The following is a 20,826-nucleotide window of genomic DNA, read 5'->3' as shown; positions in this document are numbered from 1 at the left end:
CAAGCCCCCTGTCAGACGAATCCAACGTCCGTTTCTTTACGTTTTTTGTAGTGAGTGACGCAGATAGCCGAGACGATCACGACGCCGATGACAATGTTGACGAAGTAGCTGGAAACGCCGATCAGATTAAGGCCGTTTTTGAGGATGCCGATCAGAAAGACTCCCATCAGCGTGCCGATCACCGAGCCGCGTCCACCTGACAAGCTGGCGCCGCCTAATACCGCTGCGGCCAGTACGTCCAGTTCCCCGCCCACCAGCGCATTAGGCACCACTTCGCTCATACGATAAGCCTGCAACATCCCGCCGATGGCGGCGGCGGCGCCCAGGTAGCCGTAGGCAAAGAGATAAATCAGCGAGACCCGGATGCCGATACGCCGCGCCGACTCAGTACTTCCGCCTACCGCATACAGCTGGCGGCCAATGTGGGTTTTATTCATCACCATCCAGGTGAAACAGGCCATCGCCAACATCACCCCCAACGGCAACCCCACCTGGTAGGTTTCTCCTTCAAATCCAAAGCTAAACAGCGAGCGCTGGGTGATCCACCAGTCCGGCAGGTCATAGATGCTGTGGCCATTGGTCAGCCACATCAGCATGCCGAATAACAGAGACTGCATACTGATGGTGATGATGATGGAAACCACATTGAGGTAATAAATCAGGATCGCGTTAATCAGCCCAAACACGATGCCCAGCACGACAGCAAAACCCAGGCACAGCAGTGGACTGGTAAGGGTCCCGCTTAGCAACAGCGACGCCACCACGTACTGAACCACCGACGCCACGGCGGCGAAGGAAATATCAATCCCCCCGGTGACCAGCACCACAAACAGGCCGAGGGCGAAAATGCCCGTCACCGCGTAGCTTTCGGTGAGATCGAGCAAATTCTGGATCGACAGAAACTCATCACTCATCAGGGAAAAAAACGCCAGCATCAGAACGATGACCCAGCCCAGCCAGCCTTCAACCGACCGCGGAAACCGGAGCTGCAATAGATTAGCCATTAATCACCTCCGCCAGCTGTTGTTCGGTATAGTCCGCGGGCAACAGCTCGTTAATAATTTTCCCGCGCTGCATATGGAAAATACGATCGCAGTTGTAATACGCCTCTGGGGCTTCATCGGTAATCAGCAATACGGAAATACCGACGCCGGAAAGACGGTGGATAAGCTGATAAATACTGTCTTTAGCGCCAATATCGACGCCGACGGTCGGCGCATCGAGAATCAAAACTTTGGGGCGGGTCAAAATCCACTTCGCCAGCACCACTTTTTGCTGGTTGCCCCCGGACAGCGTCGAGAGCGGGTTATCAGGGTTGGCGACTTTAATATCCAGATCCTGGATCCACTCCTGAACGAGGGCGGCTTGACGTTTTTCGTCAATCACATGCCAGGGGGTTTTCAGCCGGTGAAGAATGGACAGCACCATATTGTCGCTAACCGACTGCGGCAATACCGCGCCCAGGGTCAGGCGGTCTTCAGAGACATAGGCGATGCCCAGTTTCGCGGCCTCGGTATTGTCTTTGATGATGACTTTTTTTCCTTCCAGATAGATATCGCCGCTATCCGGATGGGTAATGCCGAAAAGACTTAACGCCAGCTCTGTTCGCCCCGAGCCTAATAATCCGCACAGCCCCAGCACTTCTCCCTGGTGAAGCTTCAGGGAAATATCCTCAAACTGTCCCTTCCGGCTGAGATTATTCAGCTCCAGCACCACTTTGCCTTCCACGCTGTTTGGCAGCTTTTTCTGATGAACGATCGTTCTGCCGGTCATCAGTTCGGTGATCCGCGATGGCGTTAATAAACTTGCCGCCCATGTGCCAATAATTTCGCCATCGCGGATGACGGTAATACGGTCGGAGATCTCTTTAACTTCGTCCAGACGATGGCTGACAAACACCACGGTGATATTTTTATCGCGCAGATAATTCACCGTGCGCAGCAACTGGTTTACTTCGGTACGCGTCAGTGACGCCGTGGGCTCATCCATAATCACCAGCCGGGCGTCGGCCACCAGAGCGCGGCAAATCGCCACCTGCTGGCGTTGGGCAATCGGCAAATGCTGAACCCGCGCATCCGGATCGAGGGTGAAATTTAATTCGCGGATAATTTTTAACGCCAGTGCCTTCAGGCGGGCTTTGTGATGCCAGCCGAAATAGCCCTTGAGATTTTCTTCGAAGGCGATATTTTCCGCGACCGTCAGGTTAGGGAATAACGACAGATCCTGATAAATAACCTGAATCCCTAATTCACGGGCTTTATCCGGCGAGAGCCTGGGCCAGGATTTATCATCAATAATAATTTCGCTGCCGGCATCCGGGATATACACACCGCACAGGGTTTTTATCAGCGTGCTTTTACCACAGCCGTTCGCACCGGCCAGACAGTGGACCTCGCCTTTATTTAGCGTGAGATCAATATTTTTTAACGCCCGATGACCGCCAAAACTTTTGGTTAGCGACTTAAACGTCACCAACGGCTCACCGGCATTTCGCTCTGCAATATGCGGCATCATGCTATTCCTGAAAACGACCAAAGGATTTCCGGGCCGGTTTGCGGCCCGGTGATGCGACCCAAAATTACAAACCTAACTTCACTAAACGCTGGGTGTTTTCAAGATCGAGCTTTTCGGGGTTATCGCTCAGGATGGTGTTGTTCTGGACTTTGATTTCGCCCATATCGCCGATTTTTACACCGTCTTTAATCGGCTCGCCATTCATCATCGCCGTGGCGACCTGGACAAAAACTTTACCGGCGATCATCGGGTTAGAAATATAGCCGCCGTCAATCGCGCCTTTTTCCAGTAATTTAATGCCCTGACCCGGTGTGAAGGTGCCAAACACGCAAATCGCATCGTTTTTCTTACGCTTATCAATCGCGCGGCCTGCGCCGATCGGGCCCTGCGAACCAAATGACATAATGCCTTTGAGATCTTTATATTTAGACATCAGGTCATTGGCGGTACGCATTGAATCATCTACCGATTCCGCCACGCCAAAGCGATCTTCCACCAGGGTCATTTTCGGGTAGTGCGCTTTTTGATAAGCAATCGCCGCGTCGGCCCAGTCATTAACCAGCGGGACCGTCAGGCTGCCGACAAACATGGCATACTTGCCCTCTTCGCCCATACACTTCGCCATATCTTTCATATGATTGGCGCCCATAGTTTGGGTGTTCAGTAACTCAAAATCCCAGTCCGCATTAGCCTGATTCGGCGATTCATGGGTAATGACCTTAATGCCCGCTTCCTGCGCGCGTTTAAGCACCGGTTCCAGCACTTTCGCATCGTTTGGCACTACGCCGATCACATCGACTTTTTTAGCAATAAGATCTTCAATGGCGCGCACCTGCTCAGCCGGGTCTGCGGTGGTCGGGCCAACCTGCCAGGCGTTTACGCCCAGCGCTTTCCCCTCTTCTTTAATGCCTTGCTCCATAACGTTAAACCACGGAATACCACCGACTTTGACCACTACCCCCATAGTAAAAGGCTTATTGGCTTTTTGCGGCGTGACGGTTTGCTCCGCCCATGCGGCGGTTGATGACAATACGGCAGTAATCAGGCAGGGTAAGAGTAATTTTTTCATCGTAATTTCCTTAAGAAATAGCATCACACGTCAGGGAAACCCGATAAAAATAATCGGCCTGACTTTTTATTTATTTCGACTTTTCTCTGGCATTGGCTAAATAATCAGGCGAGGAGTCTGAATTATTCAGATAACCTCTCACGGGTATTACTTATCGACTTCCACCACATTTAATTGCGGATATTGATTACGGTAGCGCTGATCGATACAGCGATTAGTAACCATAATATCTATTTCATCCAGCATACATATTTTACTGAAGGCATACTGGTCGAATTTGCTGGAATCCACCAACAGGATTTTTTGCCCGGATACCTGAAGCATCACCTGTTTTAACCGGGCATTTATTTCACTGCCATCGCGTATACCATTTTCCAGATTTAATCCCTGGCAGGAAAAGAAAAAGCTATTAATTTGAAAATTTCGGATGGCGCTCTCGGCAACCGGGCCATGGAAATCGTCATGACGCTCGGAATATTCACCACCTATACCAATTATGCGGACTTTATCCCGGCAGGCCAGGGCCTGAATAATGCGTAGCGAATTGGTCACCACGGTCACATCAATATCCGGTATCTGCCGGGCCAGAAACCAGCAGGTACTGCTGTTATCCATCAGGATGCAATCGCCGGGATGAATAAACTGCAGTGCGGCCTTGGCGATTTTGGTTTTAATATCAGGATGTTCCTCAGTACGCTTGCGAAATGATTCGGCACGGTCCACGCTGTTTGCCTGCCAGGCCTTATCTTCTATTGCCGCCGCCGTCGCTTCTGGCGCATCCAGGGAAACCGCGCCGCCAAAGCTGCGGGTCAAACGCTTATTCCGTTCTAATACCCTTAAGTCCCGGCGAATGGTTTCCAGCGATACCTGACATAATTGCGACAGTTCAGTTACCCGCACCGCACCCTGCTTTTGAACGTGGGCGCAAATCATTTTGTAACGCTCTGCCTGCAACATAATATCAGTCCATTTATTGCTGATTCATCATGACTCTATATTTAACGTTTCCGTTGGAAATTAAAGTGATTAATTTCAAGGATTGTTTCTCTCAGGTAGCAGACGACCGTTAGCGCGATTTAATTCACAAAAAATCATGCAAACCACATTTATGCTCTTCTTGATTAACGTCATACGTCACAAAATCACCGGATTTTCATCTCAATTCAGGACAAGAAAACAATCAAACGGTCACCTCCGGTCAACGACACAGCGCCCGATTATGCCCGAATGTGACCGTTTATGTGTTTGTTGAGGTTTCATCTGGGGTGGTGGATTTTACATCTTCGTTATTCGGCGTAATTTAAATAAAAAGCGCCGTGACGAATATTATTAATATGCGTACCGCCTTAATTCTTTTAAATAACATGCCTGGAGTAAACGATGAATACGCTTAAGCAAAAGGTTCTGGAGGCCAACTTATCCCTACCTGCCTATAAACTAGTGACTTTTACCTGGGGCAATGTCAGCGGAATCGACAGAGAAAAAGGAATAATCGCAATTAAGCCGTCCGGCGTGGAATATGACAATATGAGCGTGGACGATATGGTGGTGATCGATGTAGAAAGCGGCAAAGTTGTTGAGGGAAATAAGAAACCCTCATCGGATACCGACACGCATTTAGCGCTCTATCGCGCTTTCCCGACTATTGGCGGCATCGTGCATACCCATTCCCGACATGCCACTATCTGGTCGCAAGCTGGAAAAGAGCTGATGGCGTTAGGCACTACCCATGCAGACTATTTCTATGGTGCCATCCCGTGCACGCGCCCGATGCATGACGACGAAATTAACGGACGTTATGAATATGAAACCGGCAACGTGATTATCGAAACCTTTGCGCAGCGCGGTCTCTCACCCGATAAAATCCCTGCGGTGCTGGTCAACAGCCACGGTCCTTTCGCCTGGGGCACCGATCCTGCTAACGCTGTACATAACGCCGTAGTGTTGGAGGAAATCGCCTATATGAATTTGTTCACCCAACAGCTTCAGCCGCAGATCGATGCGATGCAGCAAACGCTGCTGGATAAACACTTCCTGAGAAAACACGGCGCGAATGCCTATTACGGACAGTGATCCTCCGCGTCAGGGCAAAAAAAAGCCTGGCACCACGCCAGGCCGAGTGGAGCAAAATGCGATTACGCTAAACGCGCCTTCGCTTCGCTAATTGCGGTTGCGACCTGCTGCGGCGATACGCCGCCTTTTGCCGAGCGCTTATCAAGACAAGATTGCAGCGACAGGATCGGATACACATCGTCACCAATCACGGTGCTGAATTTCTGTAAATCTGCCAGTGGCAGGGCTTCCAGCGCTTTGCCCTGGCGAATGGCTTCTACCACGGTTTCGCCCACGATATGGTGCGCTTCGCGGAACGGTACGCCTTTGGCGACCAGATAATCGGCCAGCTCGGTGGCGTTAGCGTAGCCCTGCTCCGCCGCTTCCTGGCAGCGCGGGCGTTTCACCTGAATACCGTCCAGCACCAGGGTCGCCATCTGCAGGCAGTCAAACCAGGTGTCGAGCGCGTCGAACAACCCTTCTTTGTCTTCCTGCATATCTTTGTTGTACGCCAGCGGCAACCCTTTCAGGGTCATCATCATGCCGGTTAATGCGCCCTGCACGCGGCCACATTTGCCACGGATCAGCTCCAGCGCATCCGGGTTTTTCTTCTGCGGCATCAGGGATGAACCCGAGGTCACGCGATCTGACAACTCAACAAACGCCGCTTCGCCGGTGTTGAAGAAAATCAGGTCTTCAGCAAAACGGGAAAGGTGCACCATGCCGATAGAGGCATCGGACAGCAGCTCCAGCACGTGGTCGCGGTCTGACACGCTGTCCAGGCTGTTACGGGTGGCGGAGGCGAAGCCCAACCACCCGGCCAGTTGTTCACGGTCGATATCATATGCAGTGCCCGCCAGCGCCCCGCAGCCCAGCGGGCTGACGTCCAGACGCTTCAGGGTATCCTGCAAACGGCTTTCATCGCGAGCCAGCATCTCAACATACGCCAGGCACCAGTGGGCAAAGGTCACCGGCTGGGCGCGCTGGAGATGGGTGTAGCCGGGCATTACCGCGTCCTGATTACTGGCGGCGGTTTCCACCAGCGCGCGTTGCAGTTCGCGGGTCGCGTTCAGCAACTCGCCCACGGTCATCTTGCACCACAGCTTCAGGTCGGTGGCGACCTGATCGTTACGGCTACGCCCGGTGTGCAGCTTTTTACCCAGTTGACCCACTTTGTCGATCAGCTTGCCTTCCACCCAGCTATGAATATCTTCGGCATCGCTTTCAAGAATTTGTTGCGGGTTCGCCTGCACCTCTTCCAGCAGCGTTTGCAGCGCCTGCTCAAGGTGTACCTGCTCATCGGCAGTGAGAACGCCCACGGTCACCAGCGCTTTAGACCAGGCGACGGAGCCCACAATATCCTGCTCCGCCAGGCGATAATCGAACCGCAACGAGTCGTTGAACTGTTTAAACCGCTGATCCGCTGCCTGAGTAAAACGCCCACCCCAAAGTGCCATAACCCGCTCCGTAAATTTTAATCCAGTCGATAAAATCAAGGCGGATATCGCTACCCGCCCACTACTCATGACAAATACCATCAAGCGTTATTGGCGCAGCCAGTCTGGAGACGGCCAGCGCACAGCGCCCGGAGCGTACATAGAGTACGTGAGGAGCGCGAGCACTGCCCGGGTTCAGAATGGCAAGCAAAATAGCTTGATTATTTCTTCTGCTCGTTCAGCGCACGAATACGTGAAGACAACGAGAACAGACGGATAAAGCCGCCTGCGTGGCTGTGGTCGTACACTTCGTCTTCGCCGAAGGTCGCGAACTCTTCGCTGTAGAGGCTGTTGGCGGATTTTTTCTGGATCGCCGTAACCTGGCCTTTGTAGAGTTGCAGCACCACTTCACCGTTGACGCCTTCAGCCAGCGATTCTGCCGCCGCCTGCAGGGACTGGCGCAGCGGAGCGAACCAGCGGCCATCGTACACCACGTAAGACATTTCCAGGCCAACCTGCTCACGCCACTTGAAGCTATCGCGGTCCAGCACCAGCTGCTCAACGCCGCGCAGCGCCGCCATCATGATGGTGCCCCCCGGGGTTTCGTAGCAGCCACGGGATTTAATGCCCACCAGACGGTTTTCCACGATATCGATACGGCCCACGCCATGTTTCGCACCGAGTTTGTTCAGCACTTCCAGGCACTGGAACGGGCTCAGGAACTCGCCGTTTACGGCAACCACTTTGCCTTTCTCAACAGTTACGGTGACGTGCTCAGGCGCGTCCGGGGCTTCCTGCGGATCGACGGTCCAGACCCAGCAGTCTTTGTTAGAGGCATTCCACGGGCTTTCCAGCACGCCGCCTTCGGTAGAGATGTGCCAGGCGTTCTCATCACGGCTGTAGATTTTTTCCAGCGTCGCGGTGGTGGGGATATCGCGCTCTTTCAGGTAGTCGAGCAGCGCTTCACGGGAACGCAGGTTCCACTCACGCCACGGGGCAATCACTTTCAGGTTCGGGACCAGCGCCGCCCAGGCGGATTCAAAACGCACCTGGTCGTTGCCTTTACCGGTCGCGCCGTGGCACAGCGCATCCGCGCCGACTTTAATCGCCACATCCGCCAGCGCTTTCGCGATCAGCGGGCGCGCCATGGAGGTGCCCAGCAGATAGCTGCCTTCGTACAGTGCGCCAGTTTGCAGCACCGGATACACATAATCTTTGATGAACTCTTCACGCGCATCGACCACATAGCACTCGCTCGCGCCGGTGCGCAGGGCTTTTTGCTCAACGCCTTTCAGATCGTCACGGTCCTGGCCGATATCCACCACGCAGGCCACCACTTCGCAACCTTCATAGTTTTCTTTCAGCCATGGAATGATCGCGGAGGTATCCAGGCCGCCGGAGTAAGCGAGAACAACTTTTTTGATGCCGTGGTTTTGCATTTTCTTTTTCCTTTCAAAAACTAAATTATGGCGCGGACTTATGTGTGCCTCAGCCAATGAACATGTCGCTGACTACGCGAGAATTCTGGTGCCGATAGCGGTCCCATTGAATAAAGAAGGTAACTGCTCGGCATGGCGCCAGGAGGCGATATCCACCGGGCGGCCCAGCGTGCGCGCCGCATCCAGCGCCGCATTCACTTTCACCACCATACCATCGGTGATGATGCCCTGGGCAATCAGCTGTTCGGCTTTTGCGGCAGTCATCTCAGCAATGCGCTGCCCTTTGCCGTCCAGAATGCCGCTGACGTCGGAAAGCAGGATCAGATCCGCGCCGAGGGTAGCGGCCAGCGCCGTAGCGGCCTGGTCAGCATTGACGTTCATCAGTTCGCCCGTATCAGTTACGCCGATAGAGCTGACCACCGGCATAAAGCCTGCATCCAGCAGGGTAGTAATCAGTTTGGCGGAGCCCGGTTCCGCTTTGCCGACGTGGCCAAGCTCATCATCCAGTTGGCTCACTTTGACGCTGTCGCCGTCGCCAAGATACAGGCCTACCGCTGGTAACTGGTGTTTCTTCGCCCAGGCCAGCAGCGTTTTGTTGGCGCTGCCCGCCAGCGCGCCGGTGATGATGTCGATCTGATCGGCAGGCGTGACGCGCAGGCCGTTTTTCTTTTTCACCGGCAGGTTAAGCTTTTTCATTAGCTCATCCACCACGCAGCCGCCGCCGTGCACAATCACCAGCGGACGCTCATGGGTCTCGCGGTAATTGACCAGCGCCGTGAACAGACGCTCCAGCGCCTCTTCGCTATCCAGCAGTACGCCACCTAATTTGATAATTAATGGATTCATCATTGCACCGTTAAATAAGTGACTGAGTTTCAGCGAAGCCGAAACGAATATTGGCACACTGCACCGCCTGCGCCGCAGCGCCTTTCAGCAAGTTATCTTCCGTGGCCACCACAATCAGATGCTCGCCCTGAACAGCAAAACCGATATCGCAGAACGGCAAGCCCACCACATTTTTTAGCGCCGGAACGCCCTTCTGATACAGACGCACCAGCGGTTTATCGCCGTAGGCGTCATTGAAGGTCTGGGCGACTTGCTCAGCCGTCACGCCCGGTTTCAGACGACAGGTGATGGTCTCTAAAATCCCGCGCGGGAAGTTGCCCAGATGCGGGGTAAAAATCACCTGCGCGCCCAGATGGGTCGCGATTTCCGGCTGATGACGATGAGTAAATACGCCGTAAGGTTGCAGGCTCACTTCGCAGAAGCTGTTGGACATCGCTGCCTTGCGCCCTGCGCCGCTCACGCCGCTGGTGGCGTTGATCACCGGCCACTGGGCCAAATCCAGCAGATCCTGGTCGATCAGCGGCTTAAGCGACAGCTGCGCCGCCGTCGGATAGCAACCTGGCACTGCAACCAGTCTGGCTTCTTTCAGCGCGTCACGGCTCCACTCCGCCAGGCCATACACCGCCTGCTCCAGCAGTTGCGGATGCTGATGGGTGAACCCGTAGAATTTTTCGTAAAACGCCGCATCATTCACCCGGTACGCGCCGGATAAATCGAACACCACGCAGCCTGCTTCAAGAAACTGCGGCGCCAGGTCGTGACTCACTTCATGCGCCGTGGCCAGAAACACCACGTCAACGCCCTGGGTGAACTCGCTGATATCGGACATCGGCATCAGCGGCATATCGACAATGCCTTTCAGTTGAGGATGCAAATCGGAGAGTAATTTTCCTGCATCATTGCTTTGCGCTGAGACCGTCAATGCGGTTATGTTCATATGTGGATGGCGATTGACATAGGTCGCGAGCTCTGCGCCGGTATAACCACTGGCGCCAACAATCAGCGTATTCAACATCGGGGCTGTTCACCTTCTTTATCGTCATTAGGCGTCTGGATACGGCAAAGATCGCTCTCTTTGCCACGTTAGCGAGCGTTTTCAGGAGGCTGCGCGATGCGGTTCCTTTTTGCTCACCGTTAATGTATTTTTATTCACTAAATCTGCATGAATATTGATACTATCACGACCTAAGGTATGTCAACAGTGAAAATGAAATTACCGCCGTTTATCGAGATTTACCGCGCATTAATCGCGACTCCGTCCATCAGTGCGACCGAAGCCGCGTTAGATCAGAGTAATGCGTCTTTAATCAATTTACTGGCGTCCTGGTTTGGCGATCTGGGTTTTAACGTTGAAGTTCAGCCTGTTCCGGGAACCCGCAACAAATTCAACATGTTGGCGAGCATCGGCCAGGGCGCGGGCGGATTACTGCTGGCCGGCCACACCGATACGGTGCCGTTTGATGATGGCCGCTGGACCCGTGATCCCTTTACCCTGACCGAACACGACAACAAGCTGTACGGCCTGGGCACTGCCGACATGAAGGGGTTCTTCGCTTTTATTCTTGATGCGCTGCGCGATGTTGACGTGACGCAGTTGAAAAAGCCGCTCTACATTCTGGCGACCGCCGATGAAGAGACCAGCATGGCGGGCGCGCGCTATTTTGCCGAAACCACCCAGTTGCGCCCGGACTGCGCGATTATCGGCGAGCCGACCTCTTTGCAGCCGATCCGCGCGCATAAAGGCCATATCTCCAGCGCTATTCGGGTGCTGGGCCAGTCGGGCCACTCCAGCGATCCGGCGCGCGGCGTCAACGCTATTGAACTGATGCATGACGCCATTGGCCGCATTCTGGAACTGCGCGATAACCTGAAAGAGCGCTACCACTATGAGGCGTTTACCGTACCGTATCCGACGCTCAATCTCGGCCACATCCACGGCGGCGATGCGGCCAACCGGATTTGCGCCTGCTGCGAGCTGCATCTGGATATTCGCCCGCTGCCGGGGATGACCCTTAACGATCTTAATGGATTGCTGGAAGAGGCCCTGGAGCCGGTGAGCAGTCGCTGGCCTGGCCGCCTGAACGTGGCAGAACTGCACCCGCCGATCCCGGGCTATGAATGCCCGCCTGATCATCAGTTGGTCAAGGTGGTGGAAGATCTACTCGGCGCGCAAACCGATGTGGTGAACTACTGCACCGAAGCGCCGTTTATCCAGACGCTCTGCCCGACGCTGGTGCTTGGCCCCGGTTCGATTAACCAGGCGCACCAACCTGACGAATATCTGGAAACCCGGTTTATTAAACCGACGCGCGAGTTGATTACTCAGGTTGTTCATCACTTCTGCTGGCACTGATCTGCATCACCCTCCTGCCACATCGGAGGGTGACTTTTGTCACATTTCCATAAGTAACGCTTATCTGGCACAAAGCGAATTAAATTTCGTAAATTGTCGGTATTTATTCGTTTGCTGAAGCGATTTCGCCGCAATTGACGAATGGTGGTTTACGTGGCTTTATAAAAGAAAAGACGTAGTTCAAGTCCGAAAGATTTTGGCGCGCTGCTCACGCGGCTGTGATTCGAAATAGTGAGGACATATACACAAGAGATGGGGTGTCTGGGTTTTATGAACGAACAATATTCCGCTTTGCGTAGTAATGTCAGTATGCTCGGCAAGCTGCTCGGGGATACCATCAAGGATGCACTCGGAGAGAACATTCTTGACCGCGTAGAAACAATCCGCAAATTGTCGAAGTCCTCACGTGCTGGCAATGAAGCAAATCGGCAAGAACTGCTGACCACGCTGCAAAATCTGTCCAACGATGAGTTACTTCCGGTGGCCCGCGCCTTTAGCCAGTTCCTGAATCTGGCCAATACCGCCGAGCAATACCACAGCATCTCTCCCAAAGGGGAAGCTGCCAGCAACCCGGAAGTGATTGCCCGCACGCTGCGTAAACTCAAAGACCAGCCGCACCTGAGCGAAGCGGCGATCAAGCAGGCCGTTGAGTCGCTTTCCCTGGAGCTGGTGCTGACCGCACACCCCACTGAAATCACCCGTCGTACGCTGATCCACAAAATGGGCGAAGTGAATAACTGCCTGCGTCAGCTCGACCATAAAGATATCGCCGACTACGAACGCAACCAAATCACCCGCCGTCTGCGCCAGCTGATTGCCCAGTCCTGGCATACCGATGAAATTCGTAAGAACCGCCCTTCCCCTATCGATGAAGCGAAATGGGGCTTTGCGGTAGTGGAAAATAGCCTGTGGGAAGGCATTCCCAGCTATCTGCGTGAACTGAACGAGCAGTTGCAGGAGCATCTGGATTACAAACTGCCGGTGGATTTTGTGCCGGTGCGCTTTACCTCCTGGATGGGCGGCGACCGCGACGGCAACCCGAACGTTACCGCCGATATCACCCGCCACGTGCTGCTGCTGAGCCGCTGGAAAGCCACCGACCTGTTCCTGCGCGATATTCATGTTCTGATTTCTGAACTGTCGATGGTGGAGTGTACCGACGCGCTGCGCGAGCGCGTGGGCGAAGCGGGCGCGTCTGAGCCGTATCGCTATCTGCTGAAAGGCATTCGCAGCCAGCTCACCGCCACTCAGGCCTGGCTGGAAGCGCGCCTGAAAGGCCAGAAACTGCCGAAGCCGCAGGGTCTGTTAACCCAGAATGAACAGCTGTGGGAACCGCTGTACGCCTGCTATCAGTCGCTACAGGCCTGTGGCATGGGCATTATCGCCAACGGTGAACTGCTTGATACCCTGCGCCGTGTGAAGTGCTTCGGCGTGCCGTTAGTGCGTATTGATATCCGCCAGGAGAGCACTCGCCATACCGAAGCGCTGGGCGAACTGACTCGCTACCTCGGCATCGGCGATTATGAAAGCTGGTCTGAAGCCGACAAACAGGCATTCCTGATCCGCGAACTGAATTCCAAACGTCCGCTGCTGCCGCGCCAGTGGGAGCCGAGCGAAGAAACCCGCGAAGTGCTGGACACCTGCCGGGTGATCGCCGAAGCGCCGCAGGGCTCTATCGCCGCGTACGTGATTTCGATGGCCAAAACCCCGTCCGACGTGCTGGCGGTGCATCTGCTGCTAAAAGAAGCGGGCATCGGCTTTGCATTGCCCGTCGCGCCGCTGTTTGAAACCCTCGACGACCTGAATAACGCTAACGACGTGATGACCCAGTTGCTGAACATCGACTGGTATCGCGGCTTTATCCAGGGCAAGCAGATGGTGATGATCGGCTATTCCGACTCTGCGAAAGACGCAGGCGTGATGGCGGCCTCCTGGGCGCAATACCAGGCCCAGGACGCGTTAATCAAAACCTGTGAAAAAGCGGGCATCGCCCTGACGCTGTTCCACGGACGCGGCGGCTCGATTGGCCGCGGCGGCGCGCCAGCCCATGCGGCGCTGCTTTCCCAACCGCCGGGCAGCCTGAAAGGCGGCCTGCGCGTGACCGAGCAGGGCGAGATGATCCGCTTTAAATACGGCCTGCCGGAAATCACCATCAGCAGCCTGTCGCTCTACACCGGCGCGATCCTGGAAGCCAACCTGCTGCCGCCGCCGGAACCGAAAGCCGAATGGCGTCATATCATGGACGAGCTGTCGACCATTTCCTGCAAGATGTATCGCGGTTATGTGCGTGAAAACGCCGACTTCGTGCCCTATTTCCGTTCCGCAACGCCGGAACTGGAGTTGGGCAAACTGCCACTAGGTTCGCGCCCGGCTAAACGTCGCCCGAACGGCGGTGTGGAATCCCTGCGCGCTATCCCGTGGATTTTCGCCTGGACCCAGAACCGCCTGATGCTGCCCGCCTGGCTGGGCGCTGGCGCGGCATTGCAGAAAGTGGTGGAAGACGGCAAACAGGACCAACTGGAAACCATGTGCCGCGACTGGCCGTTCTTCTCCACCCGCCTGGGCATGCTGGAGATGGTTTTCGCGAAAGCGGATCTGTGGCTGGCGGAGTATTACGATCAGCGCCTGGTGAAAAAAGAGCTGTGGCCGCTCGGTAAAGAGCTGCGTGAACTGCTGGAAGCGGACATCAAAGTGGTGCTGGATATCGCCAACGACTCCCATCTGATGGCGGATCTGCCGTGGATTGCCGAGTCGATCCAGTTGCGCAATATCTATACCGACCCGCTCAACGTCCTTCAGGCCGAGCTGCTACATCGCTCACGCCTGACGGAAGAAGCGGGCAAAGAGCCGGACCCACGCGTCGAACAGGCGCTGATGGTCACCATCGCGGGCGTCGCGGCGGGTATGCGTAACACCGGTTAACGCTCCTGCGCCCCGGCATCGTCCGGGGCGTTTATTTTCTCGCCCCAGGTGACCTCACCCCCCATACTTATCTTTTACGGTAGAAAACCGGGAGGAGATAAGCATGACTCAACAGTACGAATTGCTGACCACACCTTCCACAACGCCCATCAAAATGTGGACCAAAGGCGTGCCGGTTGAAAGCGAAGCCAAACAACAACTGCTCAAAACCGCCAGCATGCCGTTTATCTTTAAGCATCTGGCCGTCATGCCTGACGTGCATTTAGGTAAAGGTTCCACCATCGGTAGCGTGATCCCGACACGCGGAGCGATTATCCCTGCGGCGGTCGGCGTGGATATTGGCTGCGGCATGATCGCCGTGCGGACATCGCTCACGGCGAGCGATTTGCCTGATAATCTGGCGGGCTTGCGCAGCGCTATTGAACAGGCCGTACCCCATGGCCGTACCGTTGGCCGCGCCCAGCGCGATAAAGGCGCATGGAACCATACGCCTCAGGATGTGGACGCGCACTGGGCGCATCTTGCGCCGCGTTTTAAAAAGCTTACCGATAAATATCCTCAACTGCTGAAGACCAATAACCATCAGCATCTGGGCACGCTGGGCACCGGTAACCACTTTATTGAAGTCTGCCTGGATGAGCAGCAACGGGTTTGGGTAATGCTGCATAGCGGTTCACGCGGCGTCGGTAATGCCATCGGTTCGTTGTTTATCGCGCTGGCGCAAAAAGATATGCAACGCCATATCAGCAATCTACCCGACCGCGATCTGGCTTATTTTGAGGAAGGCAGCAAGCATTTTAACGACTATATGGAAGCCGTCAGTTGGGCTCAGGATTACGCCCACCACAACCGGGAAGTGATGATGAATCGCGTGCTGGCGGCGCTGTCTAACATCATCACTAAACCCTTTGCGACCCAGCAGGAAGCCGTTAACTGTCACCATAACTATGTTCAGAAAGAGACGCATTTTGGCGAGTCGGTGCTGGTCACCCGCAAAGGCGCGGTATCGGCGCAGAAAGGGCAAATGGGGATCATCCCCGGCTCGATGGGCGCGAAAAGCTTTATCGTGCGCGGCCTCGGCAATAAAGACAGCTTCTGCTCGTGCAGCCACGGCGCAGGCCGTACCATGAGCCGCAGCGCCGCTAAAAAGCGCTTTACGGTTGACGATCAGATCCGCGCCACCGCCCATGTAGAATGTCGCAAAGACAGCGAAGTGATTGACGAAATTCCCATGGCGTATAAAGACATTGACGCCGTAATGGCGGCGCAGTCATCGCTGGTGGAAATCGTGCATACCCTGCGTCAGGTGGTGTGCGTGAAAGGATAAACTGCCTGATAAACCAGTAATAAGGACATAACAATGAAAATTTATACGTTTCTGTTGCCGACAATGGAAACAGTAGTGTTGAGGGCGAAACATCAGGGATAATCAAAAGCACGTTAGCGCACCCTCACGAGAATATTATGCACTACGACGTAAGCCACCTTCTTTCACGGCTAATTAACGGCCCGACAACGCCTGGTAAAATCGGTTTCGCCAACTCAACCGGTCCCGTACCGGCGCTGGCTTTTAAGGTCGATTTCCCCCGGCTGGAAATTGTGCTGGCCGGAAGCGTGGTCGAAAGCGGCAGCCCGGACGGCGCCTGGCTGATGAGTGAAGGCGATGTGCTGTTCGTGCCATCTGGCAGCTGGAATTACCCACAATGGCAGCAACCCGCCACCACGCTGAGCATATTGTTTGGCAAACAGCAGCTTGGTTTTAGCGTGCTGCACTGGGACGGCGAGAGGCTGCAAAACCTTAATAAACAACATGTGGCGCGGCGCGGGCCGCGAATCGGCTCGTTTCTTCTGCAAACGCTGAATGAAATGAAAATGCAGCCGCATGAACAGCAAACCGCGCGGTTAATCGTCGCCAGCCTGTTAAGCCATTGCAACGATCTGCTGGGCAGCCAGATCCAGACAGCGTCCCGCAGCCAGGCGCTGTTTGAGGCCGTCCGCAATTATATCGATGAACATTACGCCACGGCGTTAACCCGCGAATCGGTGGCGCAGGTTTTTTATATTTCGCCCAATTACCTTTCACACCTGTTTCAAAAATCAGGTTCACTGGGATTTAATGAATACCTGAACTACACGCGGCTGGAGCACGCCAAAGCGTTATTAAAGGGATATGAACTTAAAGTTAAAGAAGTCGCTCACGCCTGCGGCTTTGTGGACAGTAACTATTTCTGCCGCCTGTTTCGTAAAAATACCGAGCGTTCGCCGTCCGAGTATCGCCGCCAGTACCATAGCCAACTCACCGAAAAGTATCCTGGCGCAAAATAATGTGGGTCTGTTGCGGCGTGCCGATAACTTTGCGCACCGCAGTAATCACCTTTTGCGGTTCGCGCAGAAAAGCGCTAATACCGGAGTGAACATAACGGCATTCGGTGAACCGTTCCGCACCGGCAATATCAATATCGGTAAGCAACAACACGGCATCCGCGTTCCTGATATCCATCTCGGTGAGCGGGTTTTCAATACCCAACGCACCCTGCGTTTCGATTTTCACCGACCACTTTTCCTGCTGGCACAGTTTTTCCAGGCGCTCAGCAGCCATATACGTATGCGCGACGCCGCTGATACAAGCTGTAATGGCTACCAGATTTCGCTTTACCGCATCTGACATTTTATCCTCCCGTCGTCACCTTAAAACCCGCTTGCTCCGCCATGATCCTGATGGCGGCAATCTCGTTGTCGTCAGGCACCGGGATCGTTTTCATCGCCCACGATCGGCCTAACAAACCATATTTAGGCTCACCATATTGGTGAAAGGGTAAAATGTGCAACTCGCTGAATGAGAGAGATTTTAATACCCCGATCGCTATCGCAATGTTCGTCTCGTTGAGAGTATAGCCGGGAATAAGCGGCAACCTCGGAGTCACCTTAACGCCGTTCTCACGCAATAAACGTAAATTCGCCAACACCCGCGCCAGATTAATATTCAACACGTCCCGAGACTGCGCCTCATCAAGGATTTTCAAATCAAACAGCACTTCATCGCACTGCTGCGCCAGAGGCCATAAACGTGAAAAGGGCGCGTCGCCCGCCGTTTCGATGGCGGTATGGACACCCAATTCCCGTAACCGTGTTAAAAACCGGGTGGCAAAGGGTGCCTGCATCAACACCTCGCCCCCTGATAAGGTGACGCCGCCCCCCGAGGAACGAAAGAAAACGTCGTCTTTCATGACTTCGCGTTCCAGCGCCGCTAAAGAAATATCCCGGCCAATATGCTCGAATGCCCCCGACGGACACTCGTCGACATCCTGCAAACAAGGCGAGCAGTGAAGGCACCTGCTGTTGCGTCTTACCGTCTCAATTTTCGGCGACAGGGACTCCGGATTCGCGCACCAGGGGCAAGTATGGGGGCAACCTTTAAAGAAAATAACGGTACGGATGCCTTGCCCATCATTTAAAGAGTAACGCTGGATATTGAAAATGCGCGCCGTATCGGCGCGCGTTTCTGTTACCTCACAATTGATGCGCGGTCCGACGGATAATGTCATCCTGGATCTCCTTTGAAAGCTCGACAAAGAAGGCGCTATAACCGGCAACCCGCACCACCAAACCGGCATAATCCTGAGGACGGCGTTGCGCTTCACGCAGTGTCTCAGCATTAACCACATTGAACTGAATATGCTGAAGCTTCAGTTGAGTAAACGCGCGCAGAAAATCCGCCAGCTTATTTAATCCGCCTTGACCTTCGAGGGTCGCCGGCGTGAACTTCACGTTGAGCAGCGTCCCGTTCGATAGCAGGTGGTTATCCAGCTTGCTTACGGACTTCAATACTGCCGTCGGGCCTTGCCCATCCTGGCCGAGCATTGGCGAGAGTCCGCCATCGGCAAGCTGTTCGCCGGAATAACGGCCATCCGGCGTCGCGCCTACCACTGAACCTAACGGCACATGGGCGGAAACGGTATACGACCCCGGCGTAAACTGGCCGCCGCGTGGATTGGTGTATTTCTCCACTTCTTTACAGTAATGGCGCAGCAGTTCGGCGCTGATGTTATCAACGTCATCAATATCGTTACCGTACTTTTCGAAACGGTGGATTAAGCGCGCGCGGATCTTCTCACCTTCCGGCGTGGCGAAATTGGCTTTCAGCACCGCCAGTAACTCGTCAAAACTCATCCGCTGCTGATCGAACACCATACCTTTGAGCGCATGTAGCGAGTCGCTCAAGTTGGCGATGCCGATCCCCTGAACGCCGGAGAAGTTATAGCGCGCGCCGCCGTCGGTAATATCTTTGCCGCTCTTAAGGCAATCGCTGATGAACGACGAGAGCAACGGCACTGGAGCCCAGTCGCGATGGCCGATATCGCAGATATTGCTGCCTTCAACCATGAGCCGGATGTAATAACTCACTTTTTCGCGAATTTGCGCTAACAGTTCCGGGTAGGTCAGCGCCGGGTTTCCTTCATTTTCATACAGGGTAATTTCCATCACTTTCAGCAGGTTAAACATGGCTATATCGTGCAGGCCATAGGTTTTCCCCGGAATAGAAAGCTCAACGCAGCCCACCACCGAGTAGTCACGCGCGTCCTCCAGGGATACGCCGCGATTAAGAAACGCCGGGACGACCACCTCATCATTGAAGATTTGCGGAATGCCGGTACCAAGGCGGATGGTTTCTGCTGTTTTTAACAGGAAAGGCCGATCGATCAGTTCGTTGATGCGCACCCCCAGATTCGGCTGCGGGAGCTGCACACTCTGGTAAGCATCCAGGCACATAAACGACAGGGCATTGACGGCGCTGCGACCGGTTTCCGTCAGGCCGCCTAACAGCGCAGTGTAGCCGGTGGGGAAACCGGCAAAATAACGCGCGCTGCTGGTAGAGCGTAATAGCACCACGTCGTTGCATTTAATCCACAGCGATTCCAGCAGTTCACGCAGCCAGGCGGGATCCTCGCCATGGGTGAGCGACGCTTGCCAGAAAGGCAGCATGTACTGGTCGAAACGCCCCAGCGACAGCGAACTGGCGTTGGATTCATACTGAAGAATCACATTCATATACCAGAAGAGCTGGCAGGCCTGCCAGAACGTCTGCGGGCGCTGATCGATGTTATGGCGCGAGTTAGCCGCTATCGCCAACAACTCATCCCGTCGCACGGCATCCTGACACTGTGCCGCCATGTGTTCAGCCAGTTGCGCGTAACGCAGAATGTGGCGCTGTGAAGCCGCCAGCAGCAGCCGTGCGGCCTGATAGAAATGATTGTCCGGCGCGCGTTCGCAACAGGCGGTCAGTTCATCCAACAGCGCGCCGAGACCGTTTTCCAGCAGGCGGGGATAATCAATAATGATATGCCCCTGCCCTTTATCAGTCTGGTTGACGCTGAATATCTGCGTCCCTACCGCCTCTTTGACCTCTTGTGTCATTTGGCCGTTGATAAAATCCTTCATTGAGCGTTTTTCCCAGTACGGGTAAAGCTCATCGCGATAGCGACGCTTATCCTCTTCACTGATAGCAAAGCGATCCTGAGGGCGCGTCGGGAACTGCTCAAGTTCTTTGAGCAGCCAGTAAGGATCCATTTCTGGCGACATAATGCCCGCACGGGGTTTCACTGTGCGGTTACCGGCGATCAGTTCATCATCACGAATCGCAATCTTTACGTTATCAAGGATATACGCCGTCGCTTTGGCACGCCGCAGCATGACCGGCTCGCCTTCGGTCTGTTTATAGCTCTCGGTTAACAGTAACGCGCGCTCAAGGGAAATTTCACGAGGGTGCTGAAACAGCGCGGCTTTCAGGCGTTGGATGCGATTCGTCATGAGGAACTCCGGTCAGTGGGTAATGAAAGCACCCGCTCCGAAGAGCGGGTTGGGACATCAGACGGCTTGCGCCAGGTGGGATTCGATCTTGCTCATAATGGCTGCCGCCCGTTTCACGGCGTCGCTAATATTCACTCTGACAATGGTTTTACCCGCGAAACGCTCCTCAAATTTGATGCCGATATCTTTGGTCAGCACCACAATATCCGCCTGCGCAATGTCTTCTGCGCTCAACTCATTTTCCAGCCCGATAGAGCCCTGCGTTTCAACTTTCACATTCCAGCCCTTCGCTTTGGCTGCGCTTTCCAGCGCCTCGGCGGCCATATAGGTATGTGCGACGCCGGAAGGGCAAGCAGTAACAGCTACAATTGATGTCATGGTTAAATT

The 20,826-nt window shown here is 54.5% G+C and carries 17 protein-coding genes; 5 read left to right on the top strand and 12 right to left on the bottom strand.

Going from position 1 to position 20,826, the window contains the following annotated elements:
• Positions 1–11: 11 nt before the first annotated feature.
• The 4 genes from FHW74_RS20040 to FHW74_RS20025 all read right to left on the bottom strand — a co-directional run bounded on the left by FHW74_RS20040 (position 12) and on the right by FHW74_RS20025 (position 4,540).
• Entirely contained in the window at positions 12–1,004 is a 993-nt protein-coding gene (locus FHW74_RS20040; protein WP_183172090.1) for an ABC transporter permease, read from the bottom strand.
• Positions 997–2,514, bottom strand: a complete 1,518-nt coding sequence (locus FHW74_RS20035) for a sugar ABC transporter ATP-binding protein (RefSeq protein ID WP_370528055.1) — start codon at positions 2,512–2,514, stop codon at positions 997–999. The genes FHW74_RS20040 and FHW74_RS20035 overlap by 8 nt, the downstream gene beginning before the upstream one ends.
• A 64-nt stretch (positions 2,515–2,578) precedes the next feature.
• Positions 2,579–3,583, bottom strand: a complete 1,005-nt coding sequence (locus tag FHW74_RS20030; protein ID WP_183172089.1) for a substrate-binding domain-containing protein — start codon at positions 3,581–3,583, stop codon at positions 2,579–2,581.
• A 147-nt stretch (positions 3,584–3,730) separates the two neighbouring features.
• A complete protein-coding gene (locus tag FHW74_RS20025) occupies positions 3,731–4,540 on the bottom strand; it encodes a DeoR/GlpR family DNA-binding transcription regulator (RefSeq protein WP_183172088.1) in 810 nt (269 codons plus the stop codon).
• A gap of 423 nt (positions 4,541–4,963) precedes the next feature.
• Between FHW74_RS20025 and araD the strand changes: the two genes are divergently transcribed.
• Complete coding sequence (gene araD, locus FHW74_RS20020) at positions 4,964–5,656, top strand: L-ribulose-5-phosphate 4-epimerase (RefSeq protein WP_183172087.1); 693 nt, start codon at positions 4,964–4,966, stop codon at positions 5,654–5,656.
• A gap of 62 nt (positions 5,657–5,718) precedes the next feature.
• Here araD and argH read toward each other — a convergent pair whose 3' ends face one another.
• From argH to argC, 4 genes are all read right to left on the bottom strand, one after another.
• On the bottom strand, positions 5,719–7,092 hold the full coding sequence (gene argH / locus FHW74_RS20015) for an argininosuccinate lyase (protein ID WP_183172086.1): 1,374 nt from the start codon (positions 7,090–7,092) through the stop codon (positions 5,719–5,721).
• Positions 7,093–7,292: 200 nt separating this feature from the next.
• Positions 7,293–8,510, bottom strand: a complete 1,218-nt coding sequence (locus FHW74_RS20010; protein WP_183172085.1) for an argininosuccinate synthase — start codon at positions 8,508–8,510, stop codon at positions 7,293–7,295.
• 72 nt (positions 8,511–8,582) lie between these two features.
• Positions 8,583–9,359 (bottom strand): acetylglutamate kinase, encoded by a 777-nt coding sequence (gene argB / locus FHW74_RS20005; RefSeq protein WP_183172084.1) that lies wholly within the window; start codon positions 9,357–9,359, stop codon positions 8,583–8,585.
• A 7-nt stretch (positions 9,360–9,366) separates the two neighbouring features.
• The gene (argC, locus tag FHW74_RS20000) at positions 9,367–10,371 is read right to left on the bottom strand and encodes an N-acetyl-gamma-glutamyl-phosphate reductase (protein WP_183172083.1); all 1,005 of its coding nucleotides are present in this window, start codon (positions 10,369–10,371) and stop codon (positions 9,367–9,369) included.
• 186 nt (positions 10,372–10,557) lie between these two features.
• Here argC and argE point away from each other — a divergent pair, with 186 nt between their 5' ends.
• From argE to FHW74_RS19980, 4 genes are all read left to right on the top strand, one after another.
• Positions 10,558–11,709, top strand: a complete 1,152-nt coding sequence (argE, locus tag FHW74_RS19995) for an acetylornithine deacetylase (protein ID WP_183172082.1) — start codon at positions 10,558–10,560, stop codon at positions 11,707–11,709.
• A gap of 270 nt (positions 11,710–11,979) precedes the next feature.
• Positions 11,980–14,631: a phosphoenolpyruvate carboxylase gene (gene ppc, locus FHW74_RS19990; RefSeq protein WP_183172081.1), complete on the top strand. Its 2,652-nt coding sequence runs from the start codon at positions 11,980–11,982 to the stop codon at positions 14,629–14,631.
• A gap of 103 nt (positions 14,632–14,734) precedes the next feature.
• A complete protein-coding gene (locus tag FHW74_RS19985) occupies positions 14,735–15,958 on the top strand; it encodes an RtcB family protein (RefSeq protein WP_183172080.1) in 1,224 nt (407 codons plus the stop codon).
• A 137-nt stretch (positions 15,959–16,095) separates the two neighbouring features.
• A complete protein-coding gene (locus FHW74_RS19980; RefSeq protein ID WP_183172079.1) occupies positions 16,096–16,956 on the top strand; it encodes a helix-turn-helix transcriptional regulator in 861 nt (286 codons plus the stop codon).
• On the opposite strand, the gene FHW74_RS19975 is transcribed toward FHW74_RS19980, so the two are convergent.
• Genes FHW74_RS19975 through FHW74_RS19960 form a run of 4 tightly spaced genes read right to left on the bottom strand, consistent with a single transcriptional unit; the run spans position 16,928 to position 20,817 of the window.
• Positions 16,928–17,299, bottom strand: a complete 372-nt coding sequence (locus tag FHW74_RS19975; RefSeq protein WP_183172078.1) for a PTS fructose-like transporter subunit IIB — start codon at positions 17,297–17,299, stop codon at positions 16,928–16,930. The two genes, FHW74_RS19980 and FHW74_RS19975, sit on opposite strands and share 29 nt — an antisense overlap.
• A 1-nt stretch (position 17,300) precedes the next feature.
• Positions 17,301–18,176 (bottom strand): [formate-C-acetyltransferase]-activating enzyme, encoded by an 876-nt coding sequence (locus FHW74_RS19970; RefSeq protein ID WP_183172077.1) that lies wholly within the window; start codon positions 18,174–18,176, stop codon positions 17,301–17,303.
• A complete protein-coding gene (locus tag FHW74_RS19965) occupies positions 18,142–20,439 on the bottom strand; it encodes a formate C-acetyltransferase (RefSeq protein WP_183172076.1) in 2,298 nt (765 codons plus the stop codon). The genes FHW74_RS19970 and FHW74_RS19965 overlap by 35 nt, the downstream gene beginning before the upstream one ends.
• A gap of 57 nt (positions 20,440–20,496) precedes the next feature.
• Positions 20,497–20,817, bottom strand: coding sequence for a PTS fructose-like transporter subunit IIB (locus tag FHW74_RS19960; RefSeq protein ID WP_183172075.1), 321 nt, complete (start codon positions 20,815–20,817; stop codon positions 20,497–20,499).
• Between the last annotated feature and the right edge of the window lie 9 nt (positions 20,818–20,826).

Origin of the sequence: Atlantibacter sp. RC6, assembly GCF_014193285.1 — a bacterium.
In the GTDB taxonomy this organism is placed as follows: domain Bacteria; phylum Pseudomonadota; class Gammaproteobacteria; order Enterobacterales; family Enterobacteriaceae; genus Atlantibacter.
Note: the sequence above shows the minus strand (reverse complement) of the source record. Positions and strands in the feature narration are given on the sequence as shown.